General features: G+C 71.6%; 21 protein-coding genes. 11 read left to right on the forward strand and 10 right to left on the reverse strand.

Going from position 1 to position 22,959, the window contains the following annotated elements:
* Positions 1–192 precede the first annotated feature (192 nt).
* Together MNOD_RS33865 and MNOD_RS33870 are read right to left on the reverse strand one after the other, a co-directional pair.
* Complete coding sequence (locus MNOD_RS33865; RefSeq protein ID WP_043749913.1) at positions 193–618, reverse strand: response regulator; 426 nt, start codon at positions 616–618, stop codon at positions 193–195.
* A gap of 377 nt (positions 619–995) precedes the next feature.
* Positions 996–1,706, reverse strand: a complete 711-nt coding sequence (locus MNOD_RS33870; RefSeq protein WP_015933469.1) for a hypothetical protein — start codon at positions 1,704–1,706, stop codon at positions 996–998.
* A 348-nt stretch (positions 1,707–2,054) separates the two neighbouring features.
* Between MNOD_RS33870 and MNOD_RS33875 the strand changes: the two genes are divergently transcribed.
* Complete coding sequence (locus MNOD_RS33875) at positions 2,055–2,735, forward strand: hypothetical protein (RefSeq protein WP_015933470.1); 681 nt, start codon at positions 2,055–2,057, stop codon at positions 2,733–2,735.
* A gap of 260 nt (positions 2,736–2,995) precedes the next feature.
* The gene (locus MNOD_RS33880; protein ID WP_015933471.1) at positions 2,996–3,301 is read left to right on the forward strand and encodes an alkylphosphonate utilization protein; all 306 of its coding nucleotides are present in this window, start codon (positions 2,996–2,998) and stop codon (positions 3,299–3,301) included.
* 57 nt (positions 3,302–3,358) lie between these two features.
* Here MNOD_RS33880 and thrS read toward each other — a convergent pair whose 3' ends face one another.
* The 3 genes from thrS to MNOD_RS33895 form a co-directional block, all read right to left on the reverse strand.
* A complete protein-coding gene (gene thrS / locus MNOD_RS33885; RefSeq protein ID WP_015933472.1) occupies positions 3,359–5,371 on the reverse strand; it encodes a threonine--tRNA ligase in 2,013 nt (670 codons plus the stop codon).
* Positions 5,372–5,477: 106 nt separating this feature from the next.
* On the reverse strand, positions 5,478–5,813 hold the full coding sequence (gene yidD / locus MNOD_RS33890; RefSeq protein ID WP_015933473.1) for a membrane protein insertion efficiency factor YidD: 336 nt from the start codon (positions 5,811–5,813) through the stop codon (positions 5,478–5,480).
* The gene (locus tag MNOD_RS33895; RefSeq protein WP_015933474.1) at positions 5,810–6,262 is read right to left on the reverse strand and encodes an iron-sulfur cluster assembly scaffold protein; all 453 of its coding nucleotides are present in this window, start codon (positions 6,260–6,262) and stop codon (positions 5,810–5,812) included. Before MNOD_RS33895 ends, yidD begins: the two co-directional genes overlap by 4 nt.
* 253 nt (positions 6,263–6,515) lie before the next feature.
* On the opposite strand from MNOD_RS33895, the gene folE reads away from it, so the two are divergent.
* Positions 6,516–7,175, forward strand: coding sequence for a GTP cyclohydrolase I FolE (gene folE / locus MNOD_RS33900; protein ID WP_015933476.1), 660 nt, complete (start codon positions 6,516–6,518; stop codon positions 7,173–7,175).
* On the forward strand, positions 7,175–7,588 hold the full coding sequence (gene hisI, locus MNOD_RS33905; protein WP_015933477.1) for a phosphoribosyl-AMP cyclohydrolase: 414 nt from the start codon (positions 7,175–7,177) through the stop codon (positions 7,586–7,588). Before folE ends, hisI begins: the two co-directional genes overlap by 1 nt.
* A gap of 7 nt (positions 7,589–7,595) precedes the next feature.
* Here the strand turns inward: hisI and MNOD_RS33910 are convergent, their stop codons facing one another.
* From MNOD_RS33910 to MNOD_RS33920, 3 genes are all read right to left on the reverse strand, one after another.
* Positions 7,596–8,825 carry a patatin-like phospholipase family protein gene (locus MNOD_RS33910; RefSeq protein ID WP_015933478.1) on the reverse strand — a complete coding sequence of 410 codons (1,230 nt, stop codon included), beginning with the start codon at positions 8,823–8,825 and terminating at the stop codon, positions 7,596–7,598.
* Positions 8,826–8,949: 124 nt separating this feature from the next.
* Positions 8,950–10,251 carry an SLC13 family permease gene (locus MNOD_RS33915; protein ID WP_015933479.1) on the reverse strand — a complete coding sequence of 434 codons (1,302 nt, stop codon included), beginning with the start codon at positions 10,249–10,251 and terminating at the stop codon, positions 8,950–8,952.
* 214 nt (positions 10,252–10,465) lie between these two features.
* Positions 10,466–11,461: an AEC family transporter gene (locus tag MNOD_RS33920; RefSeq protein WP_244424613.1), complete on the reverse strand. Its 996-nt coding sequence runs from the start codon at positions 11,459–11,461 to the stop codon at positions 10,466–10,468.
* A 145-nt stretch (positions 11,462–11,606) separates the two neighbouring features.
* Here MNOD_RS33920 and MNOD_RS33925 point away from each other — a divergent pair, with 145 nt between their 5' ends.
* Positions 11,607–12,659 carry an HpcH/HpaI aldolase/citrate lyase family protein gene (locus MNOD_RS33925; RefSeq protein ID WP_015933481.1) on the forward strand — a complete coding sequence of 351 codons (1,053 nt, stop codon included), beginning with the start codon at positions 11,607–11,609 and terminating at the stop codon, positions 12,657–12,659.
* 170 nt (positions 12,660–12,829) lie between these two features.
* Complete coding sequence (gene hspQ, locus MNOD_RS33930; RefSeq protein ID WP_043749914.1) at positions 12,830–13,189, forward strand: heat shock protein HspQ; 360 nt, start codon at positions 12,830–12,832, stop codon at positions 13,187–13,189.
* A gap of 85 nt (positions 13,190–13,274) precedes the next feature.
* Here hspQ and MNOD_RS33935 read toward each other — a convergent pair whose 3' ends face one another.
* Positions 13,275–14,057, reverse strand: coding sequence for an invasion associated locus B family protein (locus MNOD_RS33935; RefSeq protein ID WP_015933483.1), 783 nt, complete (start codon positions 14,055–14,057; stop codon positions 13,275–13,277).
* 252 nt (positions 14,058–14,309) lie between these two features.
* On the opposite strand from MNOD_RS33935, the gene MNOD_RS33940 reads away from it, so the two are divergent.
* Positions 14,310–15,590, forward strand: a complete 1,281-nt coding sequence (locus MNOD_RS33940; protein ID WP_157091621.1) for an AMP-binding protein — start codon at positions 14,310–14,312, stop codon at positions 15,588–15,590.
* A 180-nt stretch (positions 15,591–15,770) separates the two neighbouring features.
* Positions 15,771–16,112, forward strand: a complete 342-nt coding sequence (locus MNOD_RS33945) for a response regulator (RefSeq protein WP_015933485.1) — start codon at positions 15,771–15,773, stop codon at positions 16,110–16,112.
* A gap of 42 nt (positions 16,113–16,154) precedes the next feature.
* Here MNOD_RS33945 and recG read toward each other — a convergent pair whose 3' ends face one another.
* Positions 16,155–18,269 (reverse strand): ATP-dependent DNA helicase RecG, encoded by a 2,115-nt coding sequence (gene recG / locus MNOD_RS33950; RefSeq protein ID WP_015933486.1) that lies wholly within the window; start codon positions 18,267–18,269, stop codon positions 16,155–16,157.
* Positions 18,270–18,454: 185 nt separating this feature from the next.
* Between recG and MNOD_RS33955 the strand changes: the two genes are divergently transcribed.
* The 3 genes from MNOD_RS33955 (at position 18,455) to MNOD_RS33965 (ending at position 22,905) form a co-directional block, all read left to right on the forward strand.
* Entirely contained in the window at positions 18,455–18,751 is a 297-nt protein-coding gene (locus MNOD_RS33955) for an FAD assembly factor SdhE (RefSeq protein ID WP_015933487.1), read from the forward strand.
* Between the two features lie 142 nt (positions 18,752–18,893).
* Positions 18,894–22,466, forward strand: a complete 3,573-nt coding sequence (gene mfd / locus MNOD_RS33960; RefSeq protein WP_015933488.1) for a transcription-repair coupling factor — start codon at positions 18,894–18,896, stop codon at positions 22,464–22,466.
* A 178-nt stretch (positions 22,467–22,644) separates the two neighbouring features.
* Positions 22,645–22,905, forward strand: coding sequence for a hypothetical protein (locus tag MNOD_RS33965; protein WP_015933489.1), 261 nt, complete (start codon positions 22,645–22,647; stop codon positions 22,903–22,905).
* The last annotated feature ends 54 nt before the right edge of the window (positions 22,906–22,959 follow it).

A 22,959-nucleotide genomic window follows, 5' to 3' on the forward strand; every position in this document is an offset into this window, starting at 1 on the left:
CCCCCTCCGCCGCTCGTGCCGAGAACTTGGCGCAGACTCGCGACAAGCCGGTTCCGCTTGGCCGGTCCCCTACGCCAAGGGTGGAAATTCATGAAGGCGCAGCTCGCGATCGGTCCGGGGCAGGCCGCGCGCCGCGCGGCCCCTCGGCGGCGCCATCGCGTCGTGCTGCCTGCCGAATCGCGGGAGGCGTTTCTAGCCTGCGCTCGCGTCCCCCACCGGGGAGCGTCCGCCGTGATAGCCGGCCGCCTGCTCGACCAGCGTGAGGATGTCGAGCGCCCGCCAGGGCTTGGGGATGAAGGTGGCGGACATCCGCAGATCGCTCGGCTGGTCGCCGGCATCGCCGGAGGTGAGGAGGACATGGACGCGCGGCCAGGTCACGCCGATGATCCGCGCGAGTTCGAATCCGCCGATCGGTCCCGGGGTGCGCACGTCGGAGAAGACGACGTTCACCTCCTCGCCCCGCTCGCGCAGGATGGCGAGGGCCTTCTCGGCGGTTTCCGCCTCGATCACGCGGAACCCCGTCTCCTCCAGCAGCGTGGCTGCCAGGAAGCGCTCCTCCGGTTCGTCCTCGACGACCAGGATGACGGGTTGTGGCTTCGCGTCGCCGGAATCGCTCATAGGCATGGAACGGGCGTCCAGTTCACCGGTTGCATCGCCCCGAACGGTTCTCCGGGCGGGCTCACGTAAGCTTGACCACCAGCGCATCATCTTGCTCTTGATGAGCCGAATCAAGGGCGAGTCGGTCGCAAGCCCGTGGCTCTGAGCAGGACAACGTGCCGATCCCCTGCCCGATCCGTCCGTTCGCGTCCGCACGCCGCATCTTGCTCCGGCGGCGGGCCGGAGCAAGGCGGCGAGCGACTAATCCCCCTTCATGATCCAGCCAATGGGGCCGATGCGGCGTGCGCTGCCGCACATGCGATGAGGGGCGGCCCGGATCCCGGACCGCCCCCGCAAGCGCCTGAAGGCGTGAGAATCGGGCCGCGGCTTGCGGCTCGTCAGGCCGCCGCCGCCTTGCGGCTCTTGGCCGGCCAGCCGAGGCTGACGAGGCGCTGCTTGGCATGCTCGCGCACCTCGTCGCGCAGGCCCGGCGCCATGGCGGCGAGCCGGGCCTGTGTCTCGGGGGCGAGCATCAGGTCGGTCACGGCGTTGATGCTCTTCGCCCGGTCGATCTGCGCCTTGAGATCGGCCTCCCCGGAGAGGTCGGCCTCGGAGGCCGCGACCTCGGCGGGTTCCGCCGCGGCCTCCTCCTCCGGCTCCCGGCCGCCCTTGGCCTTGGCCGCTGGCTGGAGGTCCGGGCGGGAGGCCTTGAACTCGTCGGCCTCGTCCTCGGAGTAGAGCAGGCCGTGCAGGCCCACGAGCTTGAGGATGACGCGGTCCTTGGCCCGCTTCTCGGCCATGGCGAAGACGTAGGCGGCCTGCTTGGCCGAGACGCGGTAGTTCACGCCGATGAGCGCCTCGCCGATCGACCATTCGGTGCGGTCGCCGTTCGCGCCCGGCATGTGGCCGGTGACCAGGATCACCGCCTCGTCGCGCTCCGCCCGCACGATCACCGGCGCGTCGAAGCGGATGCGGGCCTGGGCGGCGATCCGCTCCAGGGCCTTGTGGTAGATCACGGCGGTCCCCTGCACCCGCCAGACATTGCCGGCCAGCGGCTCCCCGTAGGTCGCGAGAATCTCCGCGATCTGCTTGTCGGTCGTTGCGCTCATGCGATCGATCTCACCTGCTCGAAGGTGGTTGCGGGGGTCGCGCGGACCCCCGCTTCCACGGATGCTCTTGTAGCATAAGGATGATCGAATAGCGAGCGATTTGGCGTGATTGATGCAAGCACAGGCGCGTCCAAGCATCGCATTCCCGCCCGCCTTGCGACGGGTGAGCGACGCAAAGCGGCGTGAGGGATAAGACCATCATGGCAACGCTTCTCTCAGTGGCATTGTGGTGCCGTTGACCGGGGCAGAAACGTTCGCGTAATGTTCCTGTGAGATGAAGCGGCAAGATCTTGAAGTGCGGGCGCGCCGTGCCTGCGCCTGCCCGCGTTTCCGGAGCATCGACCGGCCATGAGCGCCCCTCTCCTGCACGATCCTGCCGCCCTGCTGGAGCGGCCCGGCACCCGTCGCAGCGCGGTGCGCGGCAGCGGCCGGCGGTCGATGCCGGCGCCCGCGATCGCGGCGCCGCGCATGGCGCTGGTGGCCGATTTCCTGGCGATCGCGGCCCTCGATCCGGCGGTCGAGTCGCTGCGTGCCGCGCCGGCCCCCGCGCGGCTGCTGGTGGGCGGGGAGGTGGTGGAGCACGCGGCCGATTTCGAGCAGACGCGCACGGACGAGCCGGGGCTGCTGGTCGACGTGGTGGCGGAGGCGGATCTCGCACGCCACCCGTTCCGGGTCGCCTATGTGGCGGGCGAGCCGGTGGTGGCGGAGGATGGGCGGCGCTTCGTGATCGAGAGCGCGGCGACGCTGCGCGCCGAGCCTCGGATCTCGACGGTGCGGCTGGTGATGGCCTGCCGGCGCACCTTCGTGTCGGCGGGCGACCGGGTGCGGATCCTGCACTACCTCGACGAATGCGGCACGGGCCGCTTGGTCGAGTGCGCGGCGGTGGTCCAGAATGCGGTGGACGGCGTCGCGGCGGTGCTGGCGCTCGCGGTCGAGGGGCTCGTCGCCGTGGATATCGGACGCCCGATCGTGCCCGAGACGCCGGTCCGCCGCCGGCCCCTGCCCTTCGCGGACCCGTTCGGGTTCTAGAGTTTGTCCGGGAGAAGCGGAGGCCGGTTCTTCGTTCGGTCAGGTCTCTGGCTTGGCGTCGCGCATTCGAGACGGGTCAACAGCCCGACATGTCAACAGCTTGGGCCGTCGGGATGAGTTCGCCACCGGCCGAGCCGCCCCTGACGGATCAACCGGAAGCCAAGTGAAGCCAGCGCGCATCTGTCCCGGTCTGCTCCTCGGGCTCTTGCCGGCTGCCCTGAGGGTCGCGAGAAGGCGTCCGGCTCACGATGGAGGCAGATATGGTCCAGGACGACGACGAATACGTGTACGACGAGGCGACCGGCGAATGGCGTCCGGCCTCGGAAGTGGCAGCCGCCGCGGCGGCCGCGGAGGTCAAGGTTCTCGACGCAGCCGGAAACATTCTCTCCGACGGCGATTCCGTGACCCTGATCAAGGACCTGAAGGTCAAGGGTGCGAACCAGACCCTGAAGCAGGGCACGGTCATCCGCTCCATCCGGCTTACGGACAACCCAGAGGAGATCGACTGCCGCCACGACACCATCAAGGGACTCGTTCTGCGGACGGAGTTCGTGCGCAAGCGCTGACCTCGAGACGGCCGGCCCTGGAGCCGCCGCACGAAGGTGCGGCGGCTGTCGGCAGGCTTAAGGCGCCGCCGCGACCCCGTGATGCGCGTCGAGGGCCACGTTCCCGCTCGGCACCGTGGCTTCCACCGCATCGCGGCGGCGCCAGTCCGGGGCGGTCGCCTCGGCGACGAGCTCCGCGAGCGCCTGGTCGAGGGGCGCCGTGCGGGTCTGCTGGCTGCCGAGGCGCCGGATCGAGACCGTGCCCTCCTCGCCCTCGCGGCGCCCGACCACCAGCATCACCGGCACCTTGGCGTGCGAGTGCTCGCGGACCTTGTAGTTGATCTTCTCGTTGCGCAGGTCGAGCTCGGCCCGAAGCCCCGCCGCCTCCGCCGCCGCCAGCACCTCGCGGGCATAGAGGTCGGCGTCGCTGGTGATCGTCGCCACCACCACCTGCAGGGGCGCGAGCCAAAGCGGGAAATGGCCGGCGAAGTGCTCGATCAGGATGCCGGCGAAGCGCTCCATCGAGCCGCAGATGGCGCGGTGGACCATCACGGGCGTCTTCTTCTGCCCGTCGGCATCGACGTAGAAGGCGCCGAACCGCTCAGGCAGGTTGAAGTCCACCTGGGTGGTGCCGCATTGCCAGTCGCGCCCGATGGCGTCGCGCAGCACATACTCGAATTTGGGTCCGTAGAAGGCGCCCTCGCCCGGGTTGATCGCGGTCCTGATGCGGCCGCCGGACTGCTCCTCGATCTGGGCGAGCACCCGGGTCATCACCTCCTCGGCGTGATCCCAGAGCGCATCCGAGCCCACGCGCTTCTCGGGCCGCGTCGAGAGCTTCACGACGATCTCGTCGAAGCCGAAATCCGCGTAGGTGGAGAGGATCAGGTCGTTGATCTTCAGGCACTCGGCGGCGAGCTGGTCCTCGGTGCAGAAGACATGGGCGTCGTCCTGGGTGAAGGCGCGCACCCGCATCAGCCCGTGCAGCGCGCCCGAGGGCTCGTAGCGCGACACCGCGCCGAATTCCGCAAGGCGCAGCGGCAGATCGCGGTACGACTTGAGGCCGTGCTTGAAGATCTGCACGTGGCCGGGGCAGTTCATCGGCTTGATCGCGAAGACGCGCTCGTCCTCGGTCTTGGTGACGAACATGTTCTCCCGGTACCAGTCCCAGTGGCCCGAGGTCTCCCACAGGGCCTTGTCGAGGATCTGGGGAGCGTTGACCTCGCGGTAGTCGCCCTTCAGGCGCCGCCGCATGTAGGCGATCAGCTCCTGGAACAGGGTCCAGCCCTTCGGGTGCCAGAAGACGACGCCCGGCCCCTCCTCCTGGAAGTGGAACAGGTCCATCTCCCGGCCGAGGCGGCGATGGTCGCGCCGCTCGGCCTCCTCCAGCCGGTGGAGATAGGCGTCGAGATCGGCCTGGCTCGCCCAGGCCGTGCCGTAGATGCGGCTCAGCATCGGCCGCGAGGAATCGCCGCGCCAGTAGGCGCCCGCGACCTTCATGAGCTTGAAGGCCGCGCCGATCTTGCCCGTGGAGGTCATGTGCGGGCCGCGGCAGAGGTCGAACCACTCGCCCTGCCGGTAGATCTTCAGGTCCTCGCCCGGCGGGATCGCGTCCACGAGCTCGACCTTGAAGCTCTCGCCCTTGTCGGCGAACAGCGCCCGCACGTCGTCGCGCGCCCAGACCTCCTTGGTGAAGGGGGCGTCCCGCGCGATGATCTCGCGCATCCGCGCCTCGATCGCCGCGAAGTCGTCGGGCGTGAACGGGGTCTCGCGGTAGAAATCGTAGTAGAAGCCGTTCTCGATCACCGGGCCGATCGTGACCTGGGTCTCGGGCCAGAGGGACTGCACGGCTTCGGCGAGCACATGCGCGCAGTCGTGGCGGATCAGTTCGAGGGCCCGCGGGTCGGTGCGGTCGAGGAACTCGATGCGCGCGTCATGGGTGATCGCGTCGTCGAGGTCGTGGACGGTGCCATCGAGCGCCATCGCGACCGTGCGCTTGGCGAGCGACTTGGCGATGCCCTCGACCACCGCGCGGCCTGTGACCGCGGCGTCGTAGGCGCGTGTGGCGCCGTCGGGGAATGTCAGGATCGGCATGGAAGCTCCTTCGGCTCACTCCTGCGCACCGTGCAGGTAAGCGGATGGGATCAAGGCCGCCTCCATAGCAGCGCCGCCGGAAAAGGCCAGCGCGCGAGAATCCGCGTCAAGGGCCCGGGAGGGGATCGTGCACCTCCTCGGCGAGCGGCGTGGCCGGCGCGTTGACGCCCCGCCAGCGCCCATAGGCCCAGGGCCGGTGCCAGGCGGCGCCCTCCGGCAGCCGCTCGGGCACGAGATCGATGCCGTGGGTGCCGAAGGGGCCGCAGCGGCAGATCCGGGCCAAGCCCATCCAGCCGCCCGCCCAGAGCCCGTGCCGCTCTATCGCCTCGTCCGTGTAGGCCGAGCAGGAGGGCCAGTGCCGGCACTGGCGCCCGACGAGGCCCGACAGGGTGAGCTGGTAACCGCGGATGGCGACATGCGCGGCGCGGCGGGGCAGGCTCACGCGCTCGCCTGCACCGGGGCGCGCCGCGCCGCGATCTGGTCGAGGGCGTCGACCACGGCCTCGAAGGTCAGGAGCGTCGAGGCGTGCCGCGCCTTGAAATCGCGCACCGGCTCCAGCACGGCGAAGGCGGCCCACTTGCCCTCGGGGGCGGGGCCGCCCTCCTTGAGCATCCGCCGCACCTGATCGCGCAATTCCCGCAGCTCCGCGGCGGTGGCGCCGACCACGTGGCGGGCCATCAGCGAGGACGAGGCCTGCCCCAGCGCGCAGGCCTTCACCTCATGGGCGAAATCCGTGACGGTGTCGCCCTCCGTGGTGAGGTCCACCGTGACGGTCGAGCCGCACAGCTTCGAATGCTTGCTCGCGCTCGCCTCCGGGGCCGCCAGGCGGCCGAGCCGGGGGATGTCCGCGGCGAGTTCGAGAATGCGCCGGTTGTAGATGTCGCTCAGCATGGCGGCTCGGACTTATGGACGAGGGCGGGCTCCCCACACCAGATGGACTTCCCCGTGGACTTGGAGCAGAGGGCGGCCCATGTGATCTGATGTGCAGCCGGCGCATTGCGCGCCGGACCCTGAGGCACGATATAGGCGGCCCAGTGCCGGATCGCGAGCATGCGGGACGCGGCGCGTCCCCGGGAGGCTCGTCCCCATCCGCCCGGGGCTGACGACACGATGCGAGGCCCGTATCCCGCGGGCGGGAGGCTCCATGGATGCGGTGCTGAAGTCCTTGTCGGTTCGGTTGCCGGATGCGGCCGACAGGCGCAGCGACGTGGCCCGTCCGGAGCGCATCACCGAACGCCCGACCCGCCAGGAGGCGGAGGCCGCCGTGCGCACGCTGATCCGCTGGGCGGGCGACGATCCGGAGCGCGAGGGCCTGCGCGAGACGCCCCAGCGCGTCGCGCGCGCCTACGAGCAGATCTTCGGCGGCTACCGCCAGGACCCGACCAACATCCTCGACCGGGTGTTCGAGGAGGTCGAGGGCTACGGCGACATCGTGCTGGTGCGCGACATCCCGTTCCACTCGCATTGCGAGCACCACATGGTGCCGTTCATCGGCAAGGCCCACATCGCCTACTACCCGCGCCGCGGGGTGGTCGGGCTCTCGAAGCTCGCCCGGGTGGTCGATGCCTTCGCGCGCCGCTTGCAGACGCAGGAGACCATGACGGCCCAGATCGCCGAGACGATCGATTCGGTGCTCAATCCCCGCGGCGTCGCCGTGATGGTCGAGGCCGAGCATCTCTGCATGGCGATGCGCGGCGTGCAGAAAGCCGGCGTCTCGACCCTCACCACGCAGTTCACCGGCGTGTTCAAGCAGGACCCGCACGAGCAGGTCCGCTTCCTCACCCTCGTGCGCGACCAGCGCTGATGGCGATCGATCTTCCCCCGCCCGGCAGCCCCCGCGAGGTCGAGGAGGGCACGGCCTTCACGCCGCGCTTCGGGCCGGACGGCCTGATCACGGCGCTCGCCGTCGATGCCGAGACCGGCGCGCCCCTCATGCTCGCCCACATGAACCGCGAATCGCTCGCGCGCACGCTGGAGACCGGCGAGGCGTGGTACTGGTCGCGCTCGCGGGGCGAGCTCTGGCACAAGGGCGCCACGAGCGGCCAGATCCAGACCGTGGTGGAGATGCGGGTCGATTGCGACCAGGACGCGCTCCTGCTGCGCGTCCGGGTCGGCGGCGACGGCGGCTGCTGCCACACGGGCCGCCGCTCCTGCTTCTACCGCGCCGTCTCGGTCGATCCCGGGACGGGCACGGTGCGCCTCGTCCCGGCCGGTTGAGTTCGCTTTACGGCTGCCGCCGGGCGTCGGCGCGCCGGTCGTCGCCCGCCGGCACCGTGCTGGTCGTGATCGCGTCGGGCGTCCAGTCGAAGGCCGTGCCGGCGCGACCGAGCCGCTCGGCATGCGCGAAGAGCGCCCGCATGTAGCCCTGGTCGAAGAGCCCGGGCGAGCGGCGCGTGAAGCGCGAATCGATCAGGGCCACCTGCAGGGGCAGCCCGGTGCGCGCCGCGAAGGTCTTGGTCAGCGCGATCGCCGTCGCCGTCTGGGCGCGGATCGCGGCCGAGAGCGAGCGGCCGAGGATACTGAGTGTGCTGCGCTGGGTGACCTGGAAGTCGGACGACAGGGTGTTGTTGACGACGAGGTAGAGAGCGGGCGCGGGGATCGATCCGGGGTCGGGCTCCTCCCCCAGGAGGGTGCGGCCGGGCGCCACGAAGAACGGCGCCGTGGCGCCGCCATCCGCGTGCATCTCCTGGAACTTCTTGCCGCCGGCCTCGGCGTCGATCATCACGGGCGGGAAGATGCCCGGGATCGCCGCGGAGGCGAGGATCACCTGCCGGAACAGCTTGAGGGCGGCGGGACCGCCCTTCGCGGCGACCGCGCCCATGTCCCACAGGACCGGCCGGCCGCTGTCGATCTCAGTGGTCACGACGAGGAGGCGGCGCCCCTTGCGCTGCTCGGCCGCGATGTCGGCGAGGAGCGCGGGCGTGACGCTCCGCTCGATCTGCCGCTTGAGCGGCCAGGTATCGGTCAGGCTCTCGCTGCCGCCGCCGAACTCGAACACATCCGCGGCGGTGGTCTGGGTGTAGGCCTGTTCGAGGGTGTCGTCGTAGCGGCGGCCCGCAAAGGCGAAGGGCGCGATCAGCGCCCCGGTCGAGACGCCCGTGACCACGCCGAAATCGGGCCGGTCGCCGGCCGCCGACCATCCCTTCAGCAGCCCGGCCGCGAAGGCGCCGTTCTCACCGCCGCCGGAGAGGACGAGCCAGGGAGCCTTGGCGGCCTGCGGCGCCTGCTCCAGGAAAGCCCGATAGGCTTGCGGGTCGTCGGCGGGCAGGCGCACGTCGCTGGGCAGGCCGTCGGGGCGCGCCGCCGCGAGGTCGGCCGCCGTGAATTCGACCCGCGCGGCCTTGTGCGGCCTCTCCGCTGCCCGGCTGCCGGCGAGGGCCGGCGCCATCGTGCTGCTGCCGATCAGAAGGATCGCGGCGCAGGCCAAGCCCCGCCGCCGGATCGATCCCGACATCGCTCACGTCCTCCGCCGCCCGCCTCGCGGAGAAAACGCCGCGTTTTCCGCCCCGTTCCGGGCCCGCCCCTTCGCATGTGCGAAACCGCACCCGGGAGCGATCGACCCGGAGGACCAAGCCGGCTCAGCCGATCCAGCCGAGCAGGCGGAACCACGCGTAGTCGAGGGGCGCGAGCAGCGCGAAGGTGACGAGCGCCACCGCGAGGCACAGGCGCAGGCCGTCGCGGGCCGGCACGCCGGCCATGCCCATCGCCACCACGATGGGCGCCGCCTGGTACGGCAGGAGCGGCGTCGCGTAGCCGATCACCTGCGCCATGACGACGGTCGGGAGCGGCAGGCCGGTGCCATCCGCGAGCGCCCGGGCGAGCGGCGTGAACAGGGCCGGCGCGGCGCTGCCGGTGACCGCGAAGTTCAGGACCGAGACGACGCCGAGGATCGACGCGAAGCCGAGGGCCGGATGGGCCGGATCGCGCGGGAGGATCCAGAGCAGCAGCCGGCCGAGCGCATCGCCGAGGCCCGTGCGCGCCACCACTGCGGCGAGGCTGAGCACGCCCGCGATGTAGAGGCAGGTCCGGATGTTCACGCCGGACGAAAAATCCTCGCCCGACAGGAAGCCGATCCGCGGCAGCAGGCACAGGCAGGCGGCGGCAAGGCCGATCCAGGCCGGGGACACGCCATGGAGCGTGTCCGTGGCCCAGAGGAGCAGGGTCGCGAGGAGCAGGAGGGCGAGCCGCCGCTCCGCCCGGCCGAGGGGCTCGTCCGGCTCCGCCGGGACCGCGCGGGGGCGGTCCGGGAACAGCACACAGAGGCAGGCGGCCAGCACCAGCCCCTTGAGGAGGCCGAGAACGGGAGCGTGGAGGGCGAGGTAGGACAGGTAGCCGAAATGCAGCCCGTAGGCGCTCTCGGCCGCGCCCGCCATGACGAGGTTCGGCACGTTCGCGGGCAGGATGCTCGCCGACAATTGGAAGGTGCCGAAGCCGACCGCCAGGGCGAGCGCGATGCGCCCGCGCTCCTTGAGGCCGCAGCGCCGGCCGAGCGCCATGACGATCGGCATCAGGAGTGCGATGCGGCCCATGTTGGAGGGCATCACGAAGGCGAGCGCGTAGGTGAGTGCCACGGTGCCGCCGACGAGGCGCGGCCAGGAGCCGGAGAGATGCGGGGCGAGCCGGCGCGCCACCCGGTCGGCGAGGCCGACCTTGCGGATCGCCGCGCCGATCACGAAGCCGCTCAGCACCAGCCAGAAGGCGGCCGACTGGAAGCCGGCGAAGACCGCCTCCGCCGGGGCGGCCTGCAGCACCATGGCAGCGGCGAAGAACAGGAGCGCCGTGAGGTATTCGGGCAGCCGCGCCGTCGCCCAGAGCAGGATGGTCGCCCCGGCCACCAGCCCGGGCAGCAGCAGGCCCCCGGGGGCCACGGCGGATCCCATCGGCGTTTCCTCGTTCGCGGGCCGGGCGGACCTGCGCCCAGTCCGGCGGACTCCATCGCATGCCCCCCTCGCCGCCGACATGCGTGATTGCGCGAGGCGCGCTTCGCCGCCCGCGAAGGCCCGCGGCCCAAGCTTGCGCGGCGGATCCCACTCCCGACCTCATCCCGGGGTCGGGAGTGGGACGGGCGCTCCCATCGGCCGGATCCGCGAGCCGCTACAGCCCCGCCACCAGCCACCCGCCCTTCACCGCCCAGACGAAGGCCGTGAGCGTCAGGATCGACGCCAGGGTGCCGGCGAGGAGGCAGGCGGAGGCGCGCTCGGTGCCGAGCCCGTATTGCGAGGAGACCACGAAGATGTTGAGCGCCGGCGGCAGCGCCGCCATCAGCACCCCGGCGGCGATCCAGACCGGGGGCAGGCCGCCGACCAGCGTGAGCAAGCCGAGCGCGATCAGCGGGTGCACCAGGAGCTTGACCGTCACGAGGGCCGCCACCTCCGGCGGGGGCAGGCGCGCGGGGCGGAGCGCCACCGTGAGTCCAAGCATGAACAGGGCGGTCGGCGCGGCGGTCTGGGCGAGCGAGCCGGAGATGCGGTCGAGGACGATCGGCAGGCGCCATTGCAGGGCGCCCCAGACGACGCCCGCCGCCGCCGCGAGGTTGAACGGATGGGTGGCGACGCGCACCAGCACCGTGCCGAGCGCCGCCGCGAGGCTCCGGCGCTCGTGGCCCGAAAGGGCCATCAGCAGCGGCACGAGGGTGAACAGGAACAGGCTGTCGAACACGAAGACCAGCGCCACCGGCGCGCCCGAAGCGGGCCCGAGCGCCCCGAGCACGAGCGGCGGCCCCATATAGCCGATATTGGCGTAGGAGCCGGCCATGCCCTGGAGCGTCGCCTCCGCCAGAGCCCCGCGGCTCGCCCTGAGGCCGATGGCGAGGGACAGGGCGAAGGCGAGCCCGGTCGCCAGCGTGGTGCCGGCGACGAAGCGGCCGTTCATCACCTCGCCGAGGGGCTTGTCGGAGACGAGGCGGAAGAACAGGCAGGGCAGCGCCACATAGATGACGTAGAATTGCAGCCACGCGAAGCCCGCCGGCCCCTCGGGCCGCGGGACGAAGCGCCCCGCCGCCCAGCCCACGGCGATGAGCCCGAAGAAGGGCGCCAGAAGATCGAACAGCGCCTGGAAATCCACGTCCCGCCCCCGGCCGCCCGTCCGCACTCGACCATCGGCGGATCGCACGCGTCTTTACGCTGACGCAGCCCTTGCACTAACCCTCGGGTGTGAGCCAGGGCAGCGGACGCGCTTCCCCGCCCCGCGCGGCGCAGGGCTCACGCTACCCTTTCTCGGTCGGGAGACCTCCGTCATGAAACTGCCGCGCCGCTTCTTCCAGCCGCTCGCCACCGGTGCGCCCGCGCCGTTCCGCGAGCTGCCGGTGCGCCTGGAGCGCATGATCCACTTCGTGCCCCCGCACAATGAGAAGGTGCGCGCCCGGGTGCCGGAGCTCGCCACCCAGGTCGACGTGGTGCTGGGCAACCTGGAGGATGCGGTTCCGGCCGACCAGAAGCTCGCCGCCCGCAAGGGCTTCATCGCCATGGCGCAGGCGACCGACTTCGCCGCCGCCGGCACCGGCCTGTGGACGCGCATCAATGCGCTCAACAGCCCCTGGATCCTCGACGACCTGTTCGAGATCGTCACCGAGGTCGGCAACCGGCTCGACGTGGTGATGGTGCCCAAGGTCGAGGGGCCGTGGGACATCCACTACATCGACCAGCTCCTCGCCCAGCTCGAAGCCCGGGCCGGGGTGACGAAGCCGATCCTCGTCCATGCGATCCTGGAGACCGCCGAGGGCGTGGCGAATGTGGACGCCATCGCGAGCGCCTCCCCGCGCATGCACGGCATGAGCCTCGGCCCGGCGGATCTCGCGGCCTCCCGCGGCATGAAGACGACCCGGGTCGGCGGCGGCCATCCGGACTACCGGGTCATCGCCGATCCGGTCGAGGGCGTGGCCGAGCGCGCGAGCGTGCAGCAGGACCTCTGGCACTACACCATCGCCAAGATGGTCGATGCCTGCCAGGCGAACGGCATCAAGGCCTTCTACGGCCCGTTCGGCGACTTCTCCGACAGCGCCGCCTGCGAGGCGCAGTTCCGCAACGCCTTCCTGATGGGCTGCGCGGGCGCCTGGACGCTGCATCCGAGCCAAGTCGCCATCGCCAAGAAGGTCTTCGCGCCCGATCCGGCCGAGGTCGCCTTCGCCAAGCGGATCCTGGAGGCGATGCCGGACGGCACCGGCGCGGTCATGCTCGACGGCAAGATGCAGGACGACGCCACCTGGAAACAGGCGAGCGTGATCGTGAACCTCGCCAAGCTCGTCGCCAGCAAGGATCCCGACCTCGCCCGGACCTACGGCTTGGGCTGAGGGCTCTCGGGCCGGGGCTGTTGGGCTGAAGCTCCCGCCGGATCGGTTCCTGTGGCATGATGTGGCGTGGCGGCGCGGGTGCAATCCCGCGCCGCCGCACTTACCTGTGTCGGATGCGTTCCCGCTCGACCTCTCCCGCCGATCTGCCCGCCACCTCCCCGCTGCCAGCCATGTCCCCGCACCCCGATCCCGGCCCCGTCGCGATCCGCCGCGCCAAGTTCAACATCGGGGCGGTGGTGCGCCACCGGATCTATCCGTTCCGCGGCATCATCTTCGACGTCGACCCGGTGTTCAGCAACACCGAGGAATGGTGGCTGGCGATCCCCGAGGAGGTGCGGCCCTCCAAGGACCAGCCCTTCTACCATCTCCTGGCCGAGAACCAGGAGACCGAGTACGTGGCCTACGTGTCCGAGCAGAACCTCGTACCGGACACCTCCGGCGAGGCCCTGCGCCACGCCCGCATCCCCGAACTCTTCGTGCACGACGCCGCGACCGGGACCTACCGGATGCGCGGCGACGGCGCGAACTGAGCGCGCGCTCCTCGCGCCGATCGGCCAACGAGAAAGGGCCGGGTGTCGCCACCCGGCCCTTTCTCGTTGAATCGCGTCCTGGCGCTTACTTCGGCGCGGCGTTGGCGGCGGGAGCCTGGGGTGCCGCGGGGGCCGCAGCGCCGTTCTTCTGCGCTTCGAGCTGCTTGCGCATCTCCTCGCTGCGGCGCTCCAGCTCGGCCTGGAGCTTCTTCTGCTGCTCTTCGAGCACCTTCGGGTCGATCGGGGCGCCGTCGAAGGCCTTGCCGAAGCCGGCGAGCGGCACCGCGAAGGTGACCTCGCGCTGGGCCTGGTTCTGGACGCTCAGGTTCAGCGTGGTGCCCTTCTTGAGGGCCGCGATGATGTCGTCCTTCAGGCCCGGCACCTCGGCGAAGCAGCCGTTCGGGAAGCAGACGGCGTAGCGGCCGGGCAGCGCCTGGCCCTGATCCACCGAGAAGCGGATGCCGGGCTGCAGCAGGAGGCCGAGCGGCAGCAGGAAGCGCGCCACGCGCGCATTCCCCTGCGCGCCCTTGAGGTCGTAGATCGCGGCGGCGAGGACCGGCTGGCCCTGCTCGGAGACGAAGTCGCGGGTGGTGTAGCAAACCTCGGCGCCGCTCCCCTGGTCCTTGCCGCAGACCTTGGTCCATTCGGTCTGGGACGGCTCGGACTTCACCTGCACGACCTGCGGACCCGTCTGCTGCTGGGCGGCGCCTTGAGCCGGCTGGGCGGGGGCGGCCGGCTGCTGGGCGGGGGCGGCAGGCTTCTTGGGCTGGGCCAGGGCGGGGCCGGTCGCGAGGCCGAGCCCGAGCCCGGCCAGGGCGAGGAAGGCGGCGGCCTGGTGCGGGCGCGCGGAACGAGTCGCGAAGAACATCAGGTGGAAACCCCTCGAAACGGCTTGGTTCTCGAAGCCTTGAGCCGCGCCTGCGGCGGTTGGGCGTGTGCGGGAGCGCGGCCGGCGACCTCGCTCGACCTCCGGGTGCCTGCTTCCCCGCGGATTGAGGCGAAGACATGACCTCCCGGACGTCGCGCCTTACCGCATGCCCGTGTCCCTGGCGAGGGCGATCTTCAGGGTGTTTTAACCATGGCCGCAGAGAGTCGCGCCCTTGAGAGGACGAGGTGCGTGGTGGCGGCTCAACAGGCGGCGAGACGGGACGCGGGGGCCCTTCGCCCCGGGGCGGAGCCGGAGCCGGCGCGCGCGCCGGCCCGTCCCCTCGGCCTCGCGGCTTTGCTCGCCGCGACGGCGGACCGGCATCCCGACCGCATCGCCTTCGTGGACCAGCCCGACAAGCCGGCCTGGAGCGGGCGGCCGGCCATCACCTGGACCTTCGCGGCGGCGCGCGAGATCGCGGCGCGGCTCACCGCGGGCCTGCGGGCGCTGCGCCTGCCGCCGCGCAGCCCGGTGGGCCTGTGCATGGCCGGCGTGGCGGAGAGCCACCTCGCCCTGATGGCGATCGAGCAGGCCGGCCACCTGCCCTGCCTCATCCCCGTCACCTGGGACGAGGCGCGCCTGCTCCAGGCCGCCGAGGCGGCGCAGCTGCAGGCGGTGATCACCCACGGCCAGCTCGGCGCCGACCGGCCGGCCGAGCGCCTGTGCCGGGTCGCGGCGCGCTACTTCCCCTTGCGCTTCGTCGCGGCCTTCGGCCCCCACGTGCCGGACGGGGTGATCGGCCTCGACCGCGTCGTCCTCGACCACCGGGGCGATCCGGCGGCGTTCGGAAGCGCCGAGGCGGCGGGGCTCGTCACCTTCACGGGCGAGGAGACGCCCCGGCCCGTCCTGCGGGACGGCGACGCGCTCACCGCCGCGACGGCCCTGTGCCTCGCCCCCGCCCGGATCGAGCCCGGCGACCGGATCGTGAGCCTTCTCCCGCCCACCGACCTGCGCGGCCTCGTGCCTGGCCTCGCGGCCGCCCTCCTCAGCGGGGCGACGCTCGAGTCGCATCCGGTCTTCGACAGCGTCTCCCTGTCGGCCGCCCTGGCACGGGAGGGGCCCACCCATCTGGTGGCGCCGGGCTGGATGGAGCCCGGGCTCGCGCAGGCGGGCGTCGCCGCGCGCCTGCGCAGCATCCTCTTCGTGCACCGGGCGCCGGTGCGCCTGAGCGCGCGCACGCCCGGCCGGCCGGGCATCGTCGATATCGTGGTGTTCGACGAGACGGCGCTGGTGGCGGGCCGGCGCGACGCGAACGACGTCGCGCTCCTGCTCGCCTCGCCGGAGCGCGCCGCTTCGGGCGGCCTGCTCCGGATCCGCCGCGAGCCCGATGGGCGCCTTGCCTTCCGCGGGCCTGCGAGCGCCGCGCGCCTGTTGCACCGCGGTATCGCCCGCGACGAAACTGTGGATGATTGGCGGCCCTCGCGATTTTCGACGACGCTGCTCGCGGGCGTCGTCACGGCTGTCGCCGAGGCTTGAGACCGCCGCGCGATCTTTGGTTTTACTCCTTTATCGGCAGGATGTTGCGCCGCCGCGTCGTGGTGGCGATTAAGGCTTGCCACGCGGCATCTTGCCCGCCCCGCATGAACCTTTGGCGGCTACCGGAGTTGTTGCCGCGATGCCTTCCCGAAAGGCGCGCAACGGGTTAATGCTTGCATCATGGGTGCGCTGCAGAAAGTTCTCGTCGTCGACGATGGCCACCGCGCCGTCGATCGGGCTCTCTCCGCCGAACTCGCCGAGCTGGGCTATGCCAGCGTCACGGCGTCCCTCGATGCGGCGGACGACGTCCTGGCCATGATGCCCCGGCCCGCGGCGGTCCTCCTGCACCTTCCGTCCAGCGAGAAGGGGACCTTCCGCACCCGGGTCGAGCGCCTGCGCGAGCAGATGCGCAGCGCCGGCGTGCCCGTGATCGTGGTCGACGGGGCCGGCGGCCAGACCGGCGGACCGATCGATCTCCAGAGCCGGATCGGCACCCGGGTGTTCAACGAGCCGGAGCTTTGAGCGGGCGGGGCCGATGGCCCCGGGATCGGGATCCCGCAGACCCTACCCCGCCCCCAGCAGCTTCACGGCGGCATCGCGCTCGAACAGGTAGAGCAGCGTGCGGAGCGCCCGACCCCGCTCGCTCTTGAGCGCGGGATCGCGCTCCACGATCAGGCGCGCATCGTCGCGGGCCGCCAGCAGCAGGTCGCCGTCGGCCTCCGGCCTGGCGAGCCGGAAGGCGGCGAGGCCCGATTGGCGGGTGCCCAGCACCTCCCCCTCGCCGCGCAGGCGCAGATCCTCCTCGGCGATGCGGAAGCCGTCCTCGGTCTCGCGCATCATCTCCAGCCGCGCCCGCGCCACCTGCCCGAGGGGGCCGCGATAGAGGAGAAGGCAGGTCGAGGCCCCCGAGCCCCGCCCGACCCGGCCGCGGAGCTGGTGAAGCTGCGCGAGGCCGAAGCGCTCGGCGTGCTCGATCACCATGATGGTTGCCTCCGGCACGTCGACGCCCACCTCCACCACCGTGGTCGAGACCAGGATGCGGGTGGTGCCGGCGGCGAAGCGCTCCATCGCCTCGTCCTTCTCGCGACCCGGCATCTTGCCGTGCACGAGGCCCACCGCCTCCCCGAAATGCTGGCGCAGATCCGCGAAGCGCTCCTCGGCCGCCGCAAGGTCGGTGAACTCGGATTCGGCGACGAGCGGGCAGATCCAGTAGACCCGCTCGCCGCGGGCGAGCGCCCGTTCGAGCCCCGCCACGACCTCGTCGAGCCGCTCGGTCGAGACGAGGCGCGTGGCAATGGGCTGGCGCCCCGCCGGCTTCTCGTCGAGGATCGAGACCTCCATGTCGCCGAAACAGGTGAGCGCGAGGGTGCGCGGGATCGGGGTCGCGGTCATGACCAGGATGTCCACCGCCGCGCCCTTGGCGCCGAGCGCGAGGCGCTGGTGCACGCCGAAGCGGTGCTGCTCGTCGACCACGGCGAGGCCGAGATCGCGGAAAGCCACCTCCTCCTGGAACAGGGCGTGGGTGCCGATGGCGATCGGGATCGAGCCCTCCGCGAGGCCGGCCAGCGTCGCGCGCCGCTCCGCATTGCGGTCACGGCCGGTCATCAGCACGAGCGGGAGGCCGGCCGCCTCGGCGAGCGGGCGCAGGCGCTCCGCATGCTGGCGGGCCAGGATCTCGGTGGGCGCCATCAGGGCGGCCTGCCGCCCGGCCTCGATCGCCGAGGCCATGGCGAGCATCGCCACGGCGGTCTTTCCGGAGCCGACATCACCCTGAAGCAGCCGCAGCATGCGCCGGTCGGAGCGCATGTCGCCGCGGATCTCCGCGAGCGCCCGGACCTGCGCGCCAGTGAGGCGGAAGGGCAGCGCCGCCTCGATGCGCCGCGACAATTCCCCGTCGCCGGCATTGATCCGCCCCGGCGGGCGCCGCATCCGGCTGCGCACGAGGGCCAGCGCGAGCTGCGAGGCGAGAAGCTCGTCGTAGGCGAGGCGCCGCCGCGTGGCGGGGGCCGGCTCGCCCTCCGCGGGGGGCGGCTTGTCCGGCCGGTGCTCGGCCCGCAGGGCCTCCGCGAAGGAGGGCCAGCTTTGGCGGGCGAGCCAGGCCGGATCCTGCCATTCGGGCAGGTCGGGCAGACGCTCCAGCGCGCCCTGCGCGAGCTTGCCGATGACCCGCGAGGTCAGGCCCTCGGTCGCCCCGTAGAGCGGCTCGACGGAGGGCAACTCCGAAAAACCCTTCTCGTCGAGGATGCGGGCCGGATGCACCATCTGGCGAAAGCCGTCCCAGAGCTCGATGCGGCCCGAGACGTAGCGGCGCGCGCCCGCGGGCAGCATCTTCTCGATGCGCGCGCGGGGCATGTTGAAGAAGACGAGGCTGATGTCGCCCGTCGCATCCTCCACCAGCACCCGATAGGGCCGCCGCCCGCCGACCTGCTGCGGCGGCCGGTGGGCCACCACGGTCACGCAGAGCGTCACGGGCTCGCCGGTCGGCGCCGCGGCGATCGAGCCCTTCAGCTGGTGCGCCACGCCCCCGTGCGGCAGGTGGAACAGCAGGTCCACGACCCGGGCCGGGTGCTCGGGGGTGCCGAGCAGCTTGTCGACGAGCACCGCCATCTTGGGGCCCGCGCCGGGGAGCACCGTGGCCGGCGCGAACAGGGGATCGAGCAGGGAGGGACGCAACGACATGCCGGGTCGGGGGCGGAATCGAACCGGGGCGGTATACACGAGCCCGGCCGGGTTGGGCTGCTCTCGCGACGATCCGGGATGACGCGGAGGGCCGCTTCCCCATATAGGACGCGGGACCATGCGGATCCGCGGGGGCTTTTCGCCCCACGCGGGCCCGCTCCCGTTGTCTCTCGGGAACCAGCGTGATGACCGGCACCACCCGCAGCAGCGCCGACCTCGATCCGCGCCGCCGCCGCACCCTCTTCCGCTCCTGGCATCGGGGCATCCGCGAGATGGACCTGATCATGGGCCGCTTCGCCGATGCGGAGATCGGCACCCTGACCGATGCGGAGCTGGACGAGTTCGAGCGCCTGATCGAGGTGCCGGACCGCGACCTCTTCCGCTGGATCTGCGGCGAGGAGGAGGCTCCCGCCAACTACGACACCCCCGTCTTCCGCCGCCTGAAGGGCTTCCATCAGCACGGCGCCCCCATCCACAGCTAAAGGGAGTCCAGAGGGCCTTTCGGCCCTCTGGCGCGGGTGCGGGGGCGCGAAGCCCCCGCCGCGGGGCTTTGCCCCGAACCCCACGGGGCTCCGCCCTCGACCCGCCGGGGCCTGAGGCCCCGGACCCCCCGGATTTTCCTCAATGGCCAAAGCCAATCCCAAGCCGCCGGTCGCCCGGTTCGCGCTCCCCAAATCCGCCGCCCTCACCCGGGCCGTCGAGGCGCTTCGACGCGGCGACAGCCCCACCCTCGCCCGGGTGCCGGACGGGTTCGACGCCCTGGTGGTGGCCGACCTTGCCCGGGCGCTCGGCCAGACGGCGCAGGGCCCGGCGGTGCTGGTCCACGTCGCCCGCGACGGCACCCGCTCGGCGGCCTTCGCGAGCGCGCTCGCCTTCGTGGCGCCCGAGATCGAGGTGCTGAGCGTCCCCGCCTGGGACTGCCAGCCCTACGACCGGGTCTCTCCGAACCCGGCCATCGCCGCGGAGCGCATGACGGCCCTGTCGCGGCTCGCCCGCTCGCGCTCGTCCGAGGAGCGGCCGCGCATCGTCGCCACCACGGTCAACGCGCTCGTGCAGCGGGTGCCCGCGCGCGACCGCATCGCGGTCGAGACCTTCTCGGCTGCGGTCGGCAACGCGCTCGACACCGACAAGATCGTGGCGTGGCTCGAAGCCAACGGCTTCCTGCGCACCGGCACCGTGCGCGACACCGGCGAATACGCCGTGCGGGGCGGCATCATCGACCTCTCGCCGCCCGGCCTGCCGAACCCGGTGCGCCTCGATTTCTTCGGCGACACGCTCGAATCCATCCGCAGCTTCGATCCCGAGACCCAGCGCACCATCGGGCAGCTGCGCTCCCTCGACCTCGTGCCGATGAGCGAGGTGCAGCTCACCACCGAGAGCATCCGCCGCTTCCGCCAGGGCTACGTCTCGACCTTCGGGGCCGCCACCCGCGACGACCGGCTCTACGAGGCGGTGAGCGAGGGGCGCCGCGCGGCCGGGATCGAGCACTGGCTGCCGCTCTTCGCCGACCGGCTCGATACCCTGTTCGACTATCTTGCGGGCGTGCCCCTGATCTTCGACCGGGACGTGGACGACGCGGCGGGCGAGCGGCTCGGCCAGGTCCAGGACTACTACGACGCCCGTTGCGAGGGCTTACGGACGCCGCAGCCCGGCGTCGCCCCCTACAAGCCGCTCAAGCCCGATGCGCTCTACCTCTCGCCGGCCGAGTGGGCGAAGCGGGTCGAGGGCGCGACGGTCGCGCGCCTCACCCCCTTCGCGGTGCCGGAGGCCGCGGGGCGCAGCGTGATCGACTGCGAGGCCGTGCCCGCCCGCAGCTTCGCGCCCGAGCGGGCGCAGGAGGGCGTCAACGTCTTCGACGCGGCGATCCAGCACCTCCGCGACCTGCAGGGCACCGGCCACCACGTGATCCTGGCGGCGTGGTCCGAGGGCTCCCGCGACCGGCTCTGCGGCGTGCTCGCCGACCACGGCCTCGGCAAGCCGAAGACCATCACGCGGTTCTCCGATGTCCTGGCGCTCAAGCGCGGGCAGGACGTGGCGGTGGCGGTCTGGGGCCTCGAATCCGGCTTCACCATCGAGCGCCTCGCGGTGATCGCCGAGACCGACATCCTGGGCGACCGCCTCGTGCGGCCCACGCGCAAGGTCAAGCGGCCCCAGGACGTGATCCTGGAGGTGCAGGCGCTCGAGGCCGGCGACCTCGTCGTGCATGCCGACCACGGCATCGGCCGCTTCACCGGCCTCAAGACCGTGACGGCGGCGGGCGCGCCGCATGACTGCCTGGAGATCCAGTACAGCGGCGGCCTGCTGCTCCTGCCGGTCGAGAACATCGAGCTCCTCACCCGCTACGGCTCGGAGGAGGCCGATGTCCCTCTCGACAAGCTCGGTGGTGGGGCGTGGCAGGCCCGCAAGGCGAAGCTCAAGCGGCGCATCCTCGAGATGGCGGGCGCCCTCATCAAGGTCGCGGCCGAGCGCTTCCTCAGGTCCGCGCCCAGGATGGAGCCGCCGGAGGGCACCTATGGCGAGTTCGCGGCCCGCTTCCCCTACGAGGAGACCGAGGACCAGGAGGCGGCCATCGCCGCGACGCTGGGCGACCTCACGGCCGGGCGGCCGATGGACCGGCTGATCTGCGGCGATGTCGGCTTCGGCAAGACCGAGGTGGCGCTGCGCGCCGCCTTCGTCACGGCGATCTCGGGCAAGCAGGTGGCCGTGGTGGTGCCGACGACACTGCTCGCCCGCCAGCACTACCGCACTTTCGCGGAGCGCTTCAAAGCGCTGCCGGTCAACATCGCGCAGGCCTCCCGCTTCGTGTCGAATACCGAGCTGAAGAAGGTCCGGGAGGGCTTGGCCAACGGCACGGTCGACATCGTGGTCGGCACCCACGCGCTGCTGGCCAAGACTGTCGCCTTCAGGGATCTCGGCCTCATCATCATCGACGAGGAGCAGCATTTCGGCGTCGCCCACAAGGAGCGGCTGAAGGCGCTGCGCTCCGAGGTGCACGTGCTGACGCTCTCGGCGACGCCGATCCCGCGCACCCTGCAGCTCGCCATGACGGGCGTGCGCGAATTGTCGATCATCGCCACGCCCCCGGTGGACCGGCTGGCGGTGCGCACCTTCGTGACGCCCTTCGACCCGCTGCTGATCCGCGAGGCGCTGCTGCGCGAGCGCTACCGGGGGGGCCAGGCCTTCTACGTGGTGCCCCGCATCGACCATCTCGACGAGGTCAAGCGCTTCCTCGACCGGGAGATGCCGGAGGCCAAGGTCGGCATCGCGCACGGGCAGATGGCGGCGGGCCAGCTCGAGGACGTGATGACGGCCTTCTACGAGGGCAGGTTCGACATCCTGCTCTCGACCACGATCGTGGAATCGGGCCTCGACATCCCGACCGCCAACACCCTGATCGTGCACCGGGCCGACATGTTCGGGCTCGCCCAGCTCTACCAGCTGCGCGGGCGCGTCGGCCGCTCGAAGGCGCGCGCCTACGCGCTGTTCACGACGCCGGAGAACAAGACGCTCACGGTCCAGGCCGAGCGGCGCCTCAAGGTGCTGCAATCCCTCGACACGCTGGGGGCGGGCTTCCAGCTCGCGAGCCACGACCTCGACATCCGCGGCGCCGGCAACCTGCTCGGCGAGGAGCAGTCCGGCCACATCAAGGAGGTCGGCTACGAGCTCTACCAGCAGATGCTGGAGGATGCGGTCGCGGCCCTCAAGGCCGGCCAGGAGGTGCCCGCCGACGAGCAATGGTCGCCCACCATCGCGCTCGGCGCGCCCGTCACCATGCCGGAGGACTACGTCTCCGATCTCTCGGTGCGGCTCGGCCTCTACCGGCGCCTCGCGACGCTGGAGAACGACGCGGAGCTCGAGAGCTTCGGGGCCGAGCTCATCGACCGCTTCGGCCCCCTGCCCCCCGAGGTGGAGCAGCTCCTCAAGATCGTGACCATCAAGATCCTGTGCCGGGAGACGAATGTCGAGAAGGTCGAGGCCGGGCCGAAGGGCATCGTGATGCATTTTCGCGATCGCGCCTTCGCCAATCCGGCCAAGCTCGCCGCCTACATCGCCGAGCAGCGCTCCTTCGCCAAGGTGCGCCCCGACATGAGCGTGGTCTTCATCCGCGACCTCGGCACGGTGGCCGAGCGGCTGAAGGAGACCACCGCGATCCTGCGCGACCTCGCCAAGCTCGCCACGCGCAAGAAGGCGGCCTGAGCAGGTTTCGAAAAAAGTGCCCTGCGGTTTTCCGTCGAAAACCTGCGGCACAGCAAAAACCGGGAATCTGTCAGGCGCTTTGAGAAGTGCCTGACAGATTCTAAGCGCACAGGTTGCGCTCCTCGCCGGCATCGGCGAGAGTTCCCCATCCTTCCCGGCGGATGGGGAGCAGGCGGTGATGAGCGCGGCGAGAATCCTGGTGGCCGGCAGCTTCCTGCTGGTGCCCGCGGCGGCGCAGGCCCAGGCGGAGGCCGACCGGACCGGCACCGGCGGGGGCCCCGGCACGACGATCACGGCGCCCTACACGCGGTCCACCGGCCAGACGGTGCCGCAGCCCGGCCCGGCGGACCGGGCGCTGGAGCGCAGGATCGACGATCGCACCCGCGAGGAGAGGCGCGACGACGCGATCGACAGCAGCATCTGCGCAGGCTGCAAGTAGTCGGGCCGGATCTGGAACCCTTGTGCCACCGCCCCATTTCGCGGGCAGATACGC

Origin of the sequence: Methylobacterium nodulans ORS 2060 (assembly GCF_000022085.1) — a bacterium.
In the GTDB taxonomy this organism is placed as follows: Bacteria; Pseudomonadota; Alphaproteobacteria; order Rhizobiales; family Beijerinckiaceae; genus Methylobacterium; species Methylobacterium nodulans.